The 16,014-nt window shown below is 39.0% G+C and carries 2 protein-coding genes; both read left to right on the top strand.

Features of this window, described 5'->3' with window-relative positions:
- Positions 1-39 precede the first annotated feature (39 nt).
- Positions 40-5,259, top strand: coding sequence for a non-ribosomal peptide synthetase (locus OWN49_RS18050; RefSeq protein WP_265958222.1), 5,220 nt, complete (start codon positions 40-42; stop codon positions 5,257-5,259).
- On the top strand, positions 5,219-15,976 hold the full coding sequence (locus tag OWN49_RS18045) for a non-ribosomal peptide synthetase (protein WP_172614406.1): 10,758 nt from the start codon (positions 5,219-5,221) through the stop codon (positions 15,974-15,976). The genes OWN49_RS18050 and OWN49_RS18045 overlap by 41 nt, the downstream gene beginning before the upstream one ends.
- The last annotated feature ends 38 nt before the right edge of the window (positions 15,977-16,014 follow it).

The raw sequence follows: 16,014 nt of genomic DNA, 5'->3' as shown, positions 1-16,014 counted from the left end.
ATTTCCCGCATCAGAAAAACATTCGGCACGGATATAAAGGTGAAGGAGCTTTTTGAGCAGCCTACCATCAAACAGTTGAGCCGTCTTATTCAAAAGCGGGATAAACAGAATTATCCGATCATCAGTAAAGCGAGAAAGCAGTCTTCTTATCAAGCATCATCTGCTCAGAAAAGAATGTTTGCCCTTTGGGAGACGGATAAAGACAGTATCGTTTATAACTTGCCGATTATGATCGAACTAAACGGAAAATTAGATGTAAAAAAAGCCGAATCAGTTTTACAAGAGATTATTGGCAGACACGAAGCGTTACGGACAAGTTTCGATGTTGTAAACGGCGATGTGGTTCAGATTATTCACGATACATGGAAGCTCGAATTTGATTATCAGAAGCTGCCGTCTGATGGGATACGACCATATGTGAAGCAGTTTATCAGACCCTTTCATTTGGACAAAGCACCGTTAATCAGAGCCGGACTCATAACGTATGAAGACCGGAATCTGCTGCTGTTAGATGTTCATCATATCGCTGCGGACGGTGTATCGGTTGGAATAATCCGCAAAGAATTCAATGCGCTGTATGCGGGTCATAAACTAAAACAGCCGCCGCTGCAATATAAAGATTATTCAGAATGGCAAGTAAGCTCAGGAACAAAAGAGGCGTTAAAGGAACAAGAGGAGTATTGGCTTAAGCGGTTAAGCGGAGATCTGCCGATTCTCAATCTGCAGACTGATTACGAGCGGCCGAGAGTCAAAAGCTTTGAAGGAAGCCGAGTCAGCTTTACGGCCGATGAAAGGTTAACATCAAGCTTAAAGTCGGTGGCGAAAGAAACAGGAACAACTTTGTACATGGTGCTGCTGGCGGTATATAATGTCATGCTTTCAAAATACAGCGGTCAGCAGGATGTGATCATCGGAACAGCAGAGTCCGGAAGGTCAGACACCGAACTGGAGAATACGGTGGGGATGTTCGTCAATACCGTCGCCATAAGAAATTTTCCTGAGGAACATAAAACATTCAGAGCGTTTTTAGAAGAGGTCAAACATCATACGTTAAAAGATTTTGAGAATACAGATTACCAATTTGAAAATATTGTTCAAAAACTCGGGGTAAAAAGAGATTCGAGCCGGAACCCGCTGTTTGATGTCATGTTTACTTTTGAGAGTAAGGATTACGGATTCGGAGGAAATGAAGAGACAGCAGAATCAAATTTACTAGTATCTGAGGTCAATATATCAAGATTTGATTTAACGTTAACTGCAATGGAAACCGATGAAGGCGTTAACTTCCAATTGGAATATTGCAATCATTTATTCAGGAAAGACACAGTCGAAAGAATGGGTGCTCATTATACCCGGCTTTTACAACAGGTTGTATCAGAACCGGACACGGCAATCTGCAGACTGAATATGATAACGGATGATGAGAAACATAAACTGCTTTATGTATTCAATGATACAGTAGCCGACTTCCCGCATAATAAGACAATCCATCAATTGTTTGAAGAACAAGCGGAAAAGACACCGGAAAGAATAGCGGCAGTGTATGAAAATAATAAAGTAACTTATAAAGAACTTAACGAAAGTTCAAATAGTCTGGCGAGAACACTAATGAAAATGGGGGTGAAAAAAGAGTCAATAGTAGGTATTGTTGCTGACAAATCATTAGAGATGGTGTTAGGCATATTGGGTGTGCTGAAGGCGGGAGGCGCATTTTTGCCAATTGATCCGGGATATCCTTCTGAGAGAATCAAATACATGATTGAAGACAGCGGTTCTGACATTTTATTAGTGCAGAATAGTCAGGCTGACAATATTCCGTTTGACGGGAAGGTTATTGATTTAACAGATAGTTCTCTTTACACCGGAGATCGGCATAACCTGCCAATGATGAGTTCCGCAGAACATCTTGCTTATGTCATTTATACTTCTGGAACGACTGGAAAACCAAAGGGTGTAACGATCCGGCATATCGGAATCAGTAATCTCAAAAGTGTCTTTGAACATGATATGAATATCAATTACCGGGATAAAATTATTCAATTTGCAAGTTTTTCATTTGATGCATCAGTGTGGGAAATCAGTATGGCACTGTTGACCGGAGCGGAACTACACATCCTTTCAAGTCAAGTCATCAATAATTATACATTATTTGAAGAGTATATTAACCGGCATGACATTACTGTAGCCACTTTGCCGCCTGTATACATCAACCATATAAATATAAACGGATTATCAGCTTTAAGGCTCTTAATTACTGCTGGTTCTCAGATATCTACAAAATCCTTGAACCGGATCGTGAATAAAATAGACTATATTAATGCCTACGGTCCAACTGAAACGACAATCTGCTCTACAATGTGGAGATACTCAGAAGCTGAGAGGGCGATGGCAAAGACCGTTCCTATCGGTAAGCCGATCAGAAATCTGAAAGCCTTCATAATTGATCACAACAACAATCTTGTGCCTATTGGTTTAGCGGGAGAATTGTGTGTGTCGGGTGACAGCTTAGCAAGAGGATATCTCAATAAAGAGAAAATGACGCGTGAGAAGTTTATTGATCATCCATTTGAGTCCGGAACTAAAATGTACCGAACAGGAGACTTGGCAAGGTGGCTTCCTGACGGAAACATAGAATTTTTGGGGAGAATTGATAATCAAGTCAAAATCAGAGGCTTCCGGATTGAAACTGATGAAATAGAAAGCCAGCTTCTGAAAATAAGCGGGATAAAAGAAGCAGTTGTTATAGATAAGTGCGACCTTCACGGTGACAAATACCTTTCTGCATTTGTAACCGCAGAATATAAAATATCCGGAGCAGCTTTGAGGGAGCAATTGGGCGACATTTTGCCGCAATATATGATTCCCGGTGTCATCATCCAGGTTGAACAGCTGCCTCTCACACCAAATGGGAAAATTGACAGGAAAGCACTTGCAGAAATAGAAGAGCCTAAACATATAAAGGAGCACCTTGAAGCACCCCGTTCCGAAGTCGAACAGATTCTGGTAAATGTTTGGTCGGAAGTTCTGAAAATTGATGATATTGGTATTAATGATAATTACTATGAGCTGGGCGGAGACTCAATAAAATCTATACTGATTGTATCAAAGCTTCAAGAATACAGTCTCAGTCTAGATGTAAAAGATCTTTTGCAGTATCCGCAAATAAAAAACCTCAGTAAACACGTGAAATTATATAAAGCTCAAACAGATCAGAGCCCGGTTAGCGGGAGAACTGAACTGGCACCGATACAAAAGTGGTTTATAGAGAATGACTTTGCGGACATTCACCACTTTAATCAGGCATTCATGTTTCAAGTGAAAGAAAAAATTAATGAACACGCTCTGGCAAAGACATTTGAATTATTAGTAAAGCATCATGATGCTTTGAGGTTGATATATACAGCCGAAAATGACGAAATAAAACAAGAAGTCAGAGATGTCCAAGCCGCCCGGGATACTTTTACTCTGGACATATATGATCTGCTTGCTGATACGGATTACAAAAATACAATAGAAAAACTTGCCGATCAGTTACAAAGCGGAATGGATCTTGAAAAAGGGCTTTTAATGAAACTTGGTTTATTTCGAACAATGAGGGGCGATTATCTACTTATTGCTATACATCATATGGTGATTGACGGAGTCTCTTGGAGAATTCTGCTTGAAGATATGGAGCAGGTCTACAACAATCTGCAAAAAGGAGAGCCGGCCGTTCTTCCGCCGAAAACGGCATCCTTTCAAGAATGGACACGTAAATTGGCGGAATATGCAAACGGAAGTGAGATAAGAAAGGAACTTCGGTATTGGGAGAATATCGAAAAAACGAAGATTAAAGAAATTCCGAGAGATTTCAATAAAACTGACAGTGTATTTAAGGAAAGCCGCACCATTACTGTCAGTCTTACAAAGCAGTTAACTGATAAGCTCCAGAGGAATACAAATGCAGCTTATAACACACAGATTAATGACATCTTGCTTTGTTCACTGGGAATGGCAGTAAAAGAATGGGCGGGAATTGACAAGGTTTTAATCGGTCTGGAAGGCCACGGAAGAGAGAACATATTAGAAAACATTTCAATAGAAAGAACCATCGGCTGGTTCACCTCACTATTTCCGATCGTGCTGGATATGGAGCACAGTGATGATCTGCCTTATTGCATAAAAAATACGAAAGAGTATTTAAGAAGAATACCTCATAAAGGTATTGGTTACGGAATTATTAAATACTTGACGGCACCGGAACATAAAAAAGACATCAGTTTTACGATAAAGCCCGAGATCGGGTTTAACTATCTGGGAGAAATCTCTCAAAAAAAGCGGGCTGTTTTTCAGCATGCAGATATATCATCTGGTACAAGTGTTTCTTTATCTAATAAAAAATTGAATGCCATCGAAATCAACAGCTTTATTATGGACGGTCAACTGCAGTTGGAATTTAACTATAGTACGAAAGAGTTTAAAGAAGAAACAATTAAAACATTAACCGAATCCTATATAAACCGGTTAATCGATATTATTCAGCATTGCGGAATGAAAAAAATTCCTGAAAAAACACCCTTTGACTATGGAGATCTGGATTTATCCATCGGAGATTTGGAGCAAATTTTATCAAGCGGAAAAGAGATAGAGAAAATCCACTCCCTGACTCCTATGCAGAGCGGGATGCTTTATCATGCATTGCTTGATCCGTTTTCACAAGCCTATTTTGAGCAGCTTACATTTTCTTTATCCGGTCAGCTTGATATTGGCAGATTAAATACAGCTTTTAATATGCTGATCGAGAAGTATGAAATTTTAAGAACATGCTTTTTTCATGAAGGACTAAGTAAGTTTAAACAGGCTGTTCTAAGAGAGAGAAGAGTTAAAATTGAATTTGAAGATATCAGCACTTTCTCGGAATATCAAAAGAAAGTCCGGCTTAAAAATGTCCAGTTTAAAGACAGGGGAACGAGATTCGATTTGACGAATGATTGCTTAATAAGAGTAACCGTATTAAAAACTGATGAGAAAGAATATAAACTGCTGTTCAGTTTTCACCATATTATTATGGATGGCTGGTGTATGAGTTTAATAATGAATGATATAAAAACTATTTATACGTCATTAAAAGAAGGCAGAGAGACAGTGCTTCAGCATACCGAGCCTTACAGCACCTACTTAGAATGGCTGGATAATCAGGACAAAAGTGCCGCATTAGAATATTGGGGGGATTATCTAAATGAATATGAGCAGCAAGCCGGTATTCCAAAGTTCTGCTGATGAGGGCGATTTCAATAATAGGAAGAAAACATTCATTATTGATGAAACATGTACTTCGATGTTGAAAGCTGCAGCTGATCAATATCACATTACTTTAAGTGCATTGATTCAGACTGCATGGGGAGTTCTTTTGCAGAAGTATAACAACGTGAATGATGTTGTGTTTGGTGCGGTTATTTCCGGAAGACAATGCAGAGTGCAAGGCATAGAAAAAATGGTGGGGTTATTTATCAATGCGGTTCCTCTGAGAGTAAAAGGCGATGGTGATACGGTATTTATAGCATTAGCCCAAAAGCTGAACAGTGACTTTATCAAAGCGAATACATCATACGGTTACAGTTCTTTAGCGGATATACAAGCTCTTACAAAGATGAAAGAGAAACTGATCAACCATATGTTGGTTTATGAAAATTACCCTGTTGATGACTATGGCAAGGCGGTCGATAATACAACTGATGCTTTAAGGATTACAGATATGGAAGTGTTTGAACAGACGAACTATGACTTTGGGCTGGTTATTATTCCAGGCAGCCAAATCAAAGCAGAGATGACGTATAACAATAATGTTTATCGTGAAGATATCATTAATCGTATAGGTGTTAATTTCTGTCATGTATTAAAGCAAGTGGCAACTAATCCTACGCGAGTCCTAAAAGACATCAGCGCTGTAAATGAAGAAGAGCGCGGAATGCTCCAGGAGTTTAATAAGCAGTCCTCTAATTATACGGTGAATAAAACGATACAAGACCTTTTTGAAGAACGAGCGGAAAAGACACCTGACCAAACAGCGGCTGTCTATGCAGGAAAGCATATCACTTATAAAGAGCTAAACGAAAAGGCAAATCAAGTTGCAACATTATTAATGGAAAAAGGGGCAGGAAAAAACAGCATTACGGCTATGATGATCCGTCCTTCAGAATATTCAATGATTGGGATGCTGGGAATTTTAAAAACCGGAAGTGCGTTTCTGCCTATTGATGATGAATCACCGGTCAGTCGGATAAATCATATTTTAAAAGATAGCAAAGCTGATATCCTCATTACAGATTTGTGCTTTTTAGCTGATAAAAATATTGCGGCGGAATGTTTGGATATTACGGATAAATCGATTTATACCAGCCAAAATACATCAAACCCTGATGTTCAGTATGATCTCGAGGACGAGGTATATGTTATATATACCTCGGGTACTTCGGGAAAACCGAAGGGGGTGAAGGTGAAAAATAAATCATTAGTTAATTATTCATTATGGGTATGTGATCAAATAAACATAAATTCTGACAGCAGGTCGTTAGTGACGTCAAAATATAGTTTTGACTTATGCTATACCAGTATATTTCCAGTTTTATCCGGTGGCGGACAAGTCCACTTTGTTGATAAAGAAGTGTATCTTCACTCTCTATCATTAATAGAATATATTCATAAAAATAGTATTACATATCTTAAAATGACACCCACTTTATTTTCAACATTGATGGAGGATGTTGACATGCTGGCGTCTTGTCCTGATTTAAAAGTTATTATACTGGGCGGCGAAAGCATAAACATCGGCAACGTCAAAAAGCTCGCTGAAAAATGCAGATGGATGGAGTTTATTAACCATTACGGGCCGACCGAAAGCACTGTTGGCTGTATTGCACATAGCATTGATCTAGATCATATTCAAAACTGTGAAATATACAATAGAATAGGAAGACCAATTCACGGTATTAATATCTATATTGTGGATCGTTCAGATCAACTGGTCCCTGTGGGAGCACCCGGTGAGATTTGTATCAGCGGGGTAGGTTTAGCATCGGGATATGTCAATAATGAAGAATTAACGAATGAAAAATTTATTGATAATCCTTTTCATCGTGGAGCAAAAATGTACAAAACAGGAGACCTTGGCAGATGGATGCCGGATGGAAATATAGAATTTTTAGGCCGGATTGACAACCAGGTCAAAATTAGGGGTTTTAGAGTTGAAATCGGAGAGATCGAAAACCAACTATTACAGCTGGAAGGTATAAAAGAAGCGGCGGTTGTTTATATAGAGGAGAAATATCTTTCTGCATATATTACTGGGGACATTGAGATGGGAGGCTCGTTCGTACAGGAGAAATTGGCACAGGCTCTTCCGAAGTATATGATTCCGAGTTTCATAATACAACTGAAAGAGTTGCCTCTTACAGCTAACGGAAAAATCAATCGAAAAGAGCTGCCTCTTCCTGACTTGCAACGGTTGTCAGTACCTCAATACGAAGCTCCGGCAAATGAAACGGAAGAAAAACTAGCTGAAATTTGGAAAGAAATGCTTGGGCATAAACGGATCAGTATAAATGAAGATTTCTTCGAACTGGGCGGACATTCTTTAACAGCTGCGTTCACTATTTCCCGCATCAGAAAAACATTCGGCACGGATATAAAGGTGAAGGAGCTTTTTGAGCAGCCTACCATCAAACAGTTGAGCCGTCTTATTCAAAAGCGGGATAAACAGAATTATCCGATCATCAGTAAAGCGAGAAAGCAGTCTTCTTATCAAGCATCATCTGCTCAGAAAAGAATGTTTGCCCTTTGGGAGACGGATAAAGACAGTATCGTTTATAACTTGCCGATTATGATCGAACTAAACGGAAAATTAGATGTAAAAAAAGCCGAATCAGTTTTACAAGAGATTATTGGCAGACACGAAGCGTTACGGACAAGTTTCGATGTTGTAAACGGCGATGTGGTTCAGATTATTCACGATACATGGAAGCTCGAATTTGATTATCAGAAGCTGCCGTCTGATGGGATACGACCATATGTGAAGCAGTTTATCAGACCCTTTCATTTGGACAAAGCACCGTTAATCAGAGCCGGACTCATAACGTATGAAGACCGGAATCTGCTGCTGTTAGATGTTCATCATATCGCTGCGGACGGTGTATCGGTTGGAATAATCCGCAAAGAATTCAATGCGCTGTATGCGGGTCATAAACTAAAACAGCCGCCGCTGCAATATAAAGATTATTCAGAATGGCAAGTAAGCTCAGGAACAAAAGAGGCGTTAAAGGAACAAGAGGAGTATTGGCTTAAGCGGTTAAGCGGAGATCTGCCGATTCTCAATCTGCAGACTGATTACGAGCGGCCGAGAGTCAAAAGCTTTGAAGGAAGCCGAGTCAGCTTTACGGCCGATGAAAGGTTAACATCAAGCTTAAAGTCGGTGGCGAAAGAAACAGGAACAACTTTGTACATGGTGCTGCTGGCGGTATATAATGTCATGCTTTCAAAATACAGCGGTCAGCAGGATGTGATCATCGGAACAGCAGAGTCCGGAAGGTCAGACACCGAACTGGAGAATACGGTGGGGATGTTCGTCAATACCGTCGCCATAAGAAATTTTCCTGAGGAACATAAAACATTCAGAGCGTTTTTAGAAGAGGTCAAACATCATACGTTAAAAGATTTTGAGAATACAGATTACCAATTTGAAAATATTGTTCAAAAACTCGGGGTAAAAAGAGATTCGAGCCGGAACCCGCTGTTTGATGTCATGTTTGTACTTGAAAATGCAGATTACGGTATTGAAAATCACCTGGATCCAAATCCGGAAGAGCATATTCAAACCGAGATCAATATTTCAAAATTCGATTTAACGTTAACCGCGACGGAAATTGATAAAGGAATCAAGTTCCACTTGGAATACTCCAGTCAATTATTTGAAAAAGAAACAGCCGAGAGAATGGGTGCCCATTTTACGAAGCTTTTACAAAGTGCAGCTGCCGGCCTAGATCAACCTTTAATGAAACTGGATTTGATTCCTGAACAGGAGAAGCACACATTGCTCCATATATTCAATGACACGGCAGCTGAATTTCCGCGGAATAAAACGATTCATCAATTATTTGAAGAGCAGGCAGAAAAAACACCTGAACGTATTGCGGCTGTCCAAGAAGATACGCTATTAACCTATAAAGAACTAAACGAGAAATCAAACAGCCTGGCTAATCTTTTGAGACAAAAAGGAATTAGAGAAAACAGCATTGTCGGAATCATGACAGAGAGATCTCTTGAGATGATCATCGGAATGATCGGGGTGCTGAAAGCAGGGGGAGCGTATTTGCCGATAGATCCTGAATATCCTGATGAAAGAGTAAATTACATGCTGAAAGACAGTGATGCAAACATTCTCCTAATTCAAAACGGATTGTCAGGTGGTATTACATTCAATAAAGAAATTTTATCATTAAGTGATCCTGCTCTATATATGCATAACAGAAGTAATCTGCCGAATGTCAGTTGCCCGGAAGACCTTGCCTACATGATTTATACTTCAGGGACTACAGGGCTGCCGAAGGGCGTCATGGTAAAACATAAAGGCGTGGTAAATTATATTCATTGGGCAAATAAGATATATGTAAATGATGAAGATATTGATTTTCCTCTGTATTCTTCTATTTCTTTTGACTTAACGGTTACTTCAATTTATACACCGCTTATTTCAGGAAATAAAATTATTATTTATGAGGGACCGGACAAGGCTCTTCTGATCAGAAGAATTATAGAAGAAAATAAAGCGGATATTATTAAGCTAACGCCGACGCATTTGAGATTGCTGGAGAATGTAGATTTAAGTACGTCAAAGATAAAAAAAATAATCGTCGGCGGGGAAGAGCTGAAAACCGGGCTTGCAAAAAAGATACACGGTGCATTTAACGGTCATGTCAAAATCTACAATGAATACGGCCCGACAGAGGCTACAGTCGGGTGTATGATTCATCAATATCATATTGAAAGAGACAATGGCAATGCAGTATCAATAGGCAAACCTGCGGATAATACTAAGCTTTATATATTAGGAAAACAATTGGAATTACTTCCTTTAGGGGCAGCCGGGGAACTTTGTGTCAGCGGAGAAGGGCTTGCAGACGGATATAAAAATAAAGCGGGCTTAACGTCAGAAAAATTTGTAGATAACCCCTTTGAACCCGGGGCTAAGTTATACAGAACAGGGGATATGGCAAAATGGATGCCGGACGGGACAATTGATTATTTAGGAAGAATTGATGATCAAGTCAAAATCAGAGGATATCGTATTGAAACGGGAGAAATAGAAAACCGGCTTCTGAAAATGAGTCACATAAGAGAGGCTGTTGTTGTAGCGAGAGATGACCAACATGGGGATAAATATCTCTGCGGTTATGTTACTTCCGACAAAAAAATAGATGTTTATGCTTTAAAAGAAAATCTGTCTAAAGAATTACCGTTATATATGGTGCCAAGTTATATCTTCCAGATTGAAAAAATGCCGTTAAGTTCAAACGGAAAAATAGATACGAAATCATTGCCGATTATAGATATTGCGGATGTATTGGAGTCTGCATATGAAGCACCGCGAAATAAAAAGGAACAAATTCTCGCATGCGTATGGGAGAAAGTTCTGGGGATGAAATCAATCGGGATTAACTATAACTATTACGAGATCGGCGGAGACTCAATTAAATCCATTTTAGTAGTTTCCGAACTCCAAAAATACGGCTTAAAACTTGAAGTCAGAGATTTAATGAAATATCCGCACATAAAAGACTTGAGTGCTCACGTAAAATCAGCTGATATACAAGCAGATCAGTCGATTGTAGAAGGAGACGTTGATCTGACACCGATTCAAAAATGGTTTATAGAACAGAGATTTGAACAAGAAAACCACTATAACCAAGCCTTTATGCTTTACAAAAAGTCCGGCATAGAAGAAAAAGCAATCGAAACGGCCTTTTTGGAACTGGTGAGGCATCATGATGCCCTCAGGATGCAGTTTAAAAAGGAAAACGGTGAAATTAAGCAATGGAATAGGGGCATTAAACAGGCAAAAGAAACATTTACTTTAGACGTATTTGATATGACACAAACAGAAGATCCAGCCATGGCAATTGAATCACTGGCTGACCGTATGCAGAACGAATTGAGCTTGGAAAAGGGGATTTTAATAAAACTGGCGGTATTTAAAACCAAAAACGGAGATCATCTTCTATTAACCATTCATCATATGATCATTGACGGAGTATCTTGGAGAATCCTATTGGAAGATTTTGAAACAGCTTATCTTCAAACAGTTAATGGGAACAAGGTGGAGCTGGAAACTAAAACAGCATCGTTCAAAGAATGGGCGCGTCAATTGAAAGAATATGCAAACAGCAAGGCTCTTCAAAAGGAAGCTGGGTACTGGGAGACCATAGAAACGGCTATTATTGAACCTCTTCCAAAGGATTTCATTGCTGAAAGCTGCTCTTATGAAGATAGTAAAGAAATTAAAATTGAATTAACAGAGGATCAAACAAAAACACTTTTAAGAAATACAAATGCAGCATATCATACACAAATTAATGATATATTGCTTTGCTCACTGGGACTTGCAGCCAAAGAATGGACCGGCAACGAGAAGATCCTTGTGAATCTTGAAGGGCACGGCCGTGAAAGTGTTATAAAAACCCCGGTCCATCGCACAATAGGCTGGTTTACAACAATATACCCAATTGTTCTCGATATGACAGAAAGTAATAGTTTATCAAGCTCCATTAAGTATACAAAGGAAATGCTTAGACATATCCCCCATAACGGGATTGGTTACGGAATACTCAGATATTTGTCGGACTCGGTTCATCTTCAATTAAAACCTGATATCAGCTTTAACTACTTGGGTGAATTTGGCCAAGAAGATCGCAGCAACCTATTTCAAAAATCACCTTTGTCCGCCGGAACGAGCATATCTGGAAGAAATAAAAAAACACATAGTATAGAAATAAATGGATATATCATGGATGGCAGGCTGATGTTTACGTTCAATTACAGTGCAAACCAATATAAACGAGAGACGATTGAGCAATTTACGAAAGCCTATCAATTGAAAATAAATCAGATCATAGAACATTGTGTGAATAAGAAAATATCTGAGAAAACTCCATGGGATTATGGGGATCCCGATCTTCAAATAGAGGAGTTAAATCAAATTCTTGCAAGCGGTGCTGAAGTAGAAAAAATTCATTCTCTTTCACCGATGCAGGAAGGCATGCTGTATAACGCTGTGATTGACCATCAATCTAGCGCTTATTTCGAACAAAGTGAAATAACAGTTGAAGGAAATCTGAATACAGAAGTTCTCAGTGACGCATTAAACAGGCTGATTGCTAAATATGAAATATTAAGAACGTCATTTTTCTATAACGGTTTCCGTGTATTTAAACAAGCCATTTTAAAAGAAAGAAAACTAAACATTCAATATCATGATATCAGCCAATGGGAGGAGCAGAAGAAGGATGCCTTTGTAGGGCAATTCAAGGTGAGAGACAGGAATACTCCGTTTGATCTGAACAAAGATTGTCTGATCAGAGTATCGGTGATCAAGCTGGGAAGAAATAAATTTAAAGTCATATACAGTTTCCACCACATTATTTTGGATGGCTGGAGTGTCGGTATTCTGTTAAAAGAGCTTATGGATCTATACGGTGACGTGGCTGAAGGGAAAAAACTCCTTCAAGAATCACCTGTACCGTACAGTCATTATCTTGAATGGCTTGATCAGCAGGACAAGGACCGTGCATTTGAATATTGGAAGGAATATCTTTCTGCATATGAACAAGAGATCTCATTTCCGGAACTGGAATTGAAATCTGACGAGTATCAGCATGATCAAAAACTGGGAGCACTTAACGGTGAAACCGCCGCTAAGCTGAAAAAAATCGCTGAGTCAAACAGCATTACATTAAATTCTATCGTTCAAACAGCATGGGGGATATTGCTTCAGAAATATAACAATACAAATGATGTGGTATTTGGTTCCATTGTTTCAGGCAGACCGAGTGAGATAAACGGAATTGAAAATATGGTCGGCTTATTTATAAATGCAGTGCCAATCAGAGTGAAAAGAGAATGTGATACATCATTTATTTCATTGGCTAAACAAATAAATAAAGACTTTATTGAAGCGAACGAATACAGTTATTGTTCTCTGGCAGACATACAGTCTTTGACAAGTATGAAGAATAAATTAATCAATCACGTAGTCGTGTATGAAAATTACCCGTTGAGTGAGGATCTTTTCAAAGATTCAGCCCGTTCAAGTGTAAAAATAACTGCTGAACAGGGGTTTGAACAAACCAACTATGATTTAGAGCTTTTAATTGCTCCCGGTGACGACTTGCATATGAAAATCACATATAACGCCAGTGTTTACAGTAAAGAAACGGTAAGTTCAATCTTAGATAACCTGGTTAGCATCTTACAGCAGGCAGCGGCTGATCATGAAGTAATAGTTTCTCAGATCGATATGGTAAATGAGACAGAGAAACAAAAGCTGGTGAAAGAATTCAACTGCACGGAATTATCATATAAGAAAGAAAAGACGTTACAAGAGCTCTTCGAAGAGCAAGCTGTAAGGACACCTGATGCAATCGCTCTGGAATGGAACGGAGACTTCCTGACCTATAAGGAGCTGAATAATAAGGCAAATCAATTGGCAAGAGCCCTCAGGGAAAACGGCATCAAAGAGAATGTTGTGGTTCCTATTTTGGTAAGAAGGTCTTTCCGATTGATTATAGGAATATTAGGAATACTAAAGGCAGGGGGATGCTACTTACCGCTTGATCCTGATTATCCGGCAGACAGGATCAATTATATGCTGAAAGACAGTAAAAGCGGCCTGCTGTTAACTGAGGAAGGACTTCCAAATGAATTAACGTACAGCGGAACCATATTTAACATAGATTCAGAGGATTTATTACATCAGTTGGAGGCGAACATTGATGTTATTAACAGGGCCGAAGATTTAGCATATGTCATTTATACGTCGGGATCAACCGGAAAACCGAAAGGGGTCGCCGTAGAGCACCGTGCCGTTCATAACTTTATTAAGGGAATAACAGACAGGATCAGCTTTTCACAAGACAATGTCCTTCTTTCGGTCACCACGTGCTCATTTGACATATTCGGATTAGAGTCGCTGCTGCCTTTAACTCAAGGGCTGAAAGTTGTCATAGCCGGTGAAGCGGAACAAAGAGATCCGTACTTGTTAAACAAGATCGTTGTTGAGACTGATGTCAATACTATTCAGCTTACGCCATCCAGATTAAAGCTGATGCTAAGTGCAGAAAACAGCACGGAGAGTCTTCAGAAATTGAAGACCATCATGGTTGGGGGCGAGGTATTTCAACGGGAATTGTTATTTGAGCTAAAAAAATATAAAAATCTGAAGATCTATAATATGTACGGTCCGACTGAGACGACGATTTGGTCTTCTGTGAAAGACTTAACCAATGAAAATAGTGTAAATATAGGCAAGCCGATTGCGAATACACAGATATATATAGTAGATCATGATGGAAACACTGTACCGCTCGGCAGTACTGGCGAATTATGCATTGCTGGAGCCGGAATGGCCAGAGGATATTTAGGAAAAGAAGATTTGACTGCGCAAAAGTTTGTAGACAATCCGTTTGTTAAAGGAACCAAGATGTATAAGACAGGAGATTTAGCAAGGTGGCTGCCAAATGGTGAACTGGACGTTATCGGAAGAATGGACAATCAGGTAAAGATCAGAGGGTATCGGATAGAATTGGGAGAGATTGAAAGCATAGTAAACCAACACGAAAAAGTTAAGGAATGTGTAGCTGCCGGAAAAACAAATTCCGCAGGAGTCCAAGATTTAGTTCTGTATTATGTGGCAGAAAGCACTGTATATCCTTCAGAATTTATTAAGTTATTATCACCTGTGCTTCCTGAGTATATGATTCCGCAGATCTTTATGAAAATTGACCAAATTCCGCTGACAGCAAACGGAAAAATAAATGTCCTGGCACTGCCTGAACCTGTTATAGATAGAACAGGTTTTGACCGGCCTTTTGAGGAAGCGGTAACGGATGTACAAAAAAGTATCAGCCGTGTTTGGACCGATGTTTTAAAAATAGAAGAGCCTGGAATACATGATAACTTCTTTGAAGCAGGCGGTAATTCAATCAAAATCGTTGCAGTTTATAATGAGCTTCAGAAGCTGTATCCAAAACAAATTCAAATTGCTGACTTGTTTGCATATCCGACTATTTACAGATTGTCCGAATATATAGAATCAGCTATAGCCTTTGCGGAGATAGCAGTGTCCTTGGAAAAAGAAATCATTCCTATTACTTTACCGCTTGAATACATCTCGGAATCAACTGGACAAAGTCATACAGCCATGCACGAATATGCGGTAAATGCGAATTATTATGATGGTTTAAAAACAATATGCAATACCTACAAATATGATATTTCTCATGTTTTATTAGCGGGTTATGTATTTTTATTAGCTGATGTCAGCCAGCAAAACTTGATTCATATCCAATTTTCGGGTCATGGAGATGATCGGATGAGCCAGCTGTCTTTTGATCTGTCTGATATCGAGAATTTTCACGATATTATTCGTATGGCGAAGGAGCAGATTGAGAATCAAGAGGATTCAGATCAATACGATTTGAATACTCACTATAAGAAATCAAGTTCGGCCCAAGATGTTTTTCCTCTTTTTTATATTAGTAATGAATCAAAAAAAGAGTACTCAGAATTATATGATCTGGTTTTTGCAGTTCATGAAAAGCCATCCGAAGCAGAAATCGTTTTTATATATAACCATCAGAAACTAAATGAGCACAAAATGAAAGATTTATTTTATAACTACATGAATTTAATTCAAGTGATTACAGCAGACAAAGCAGACAATTCAATATAAAGCGGCCGGTTCTGCCTTACATTTTGCTGATCGGCAGA

The sequence above is a fragment of the Bacillus sp. NEAU-242-2 genome (genome assembly GCF_027853835.1).
Lineage (GTDB): Bacteria > Bacillota > Bacilli > Bacillales > Bacillaceae > Bacillus > Bacillus velezensis.
This window is presented reverse-complemented; position numbering and strand designations above follow the sequence as displayed.

What these genes read in the sequence shown, in the direction of transcription:
- OWN49_RS18045 (WP_172614406.1), top strand. Translation starts at nt 5,219, where the DNA reads ATGAATATGAGCAGCAAGCCGGTATTCCAAAGTTCTGCTGATGAGGGC.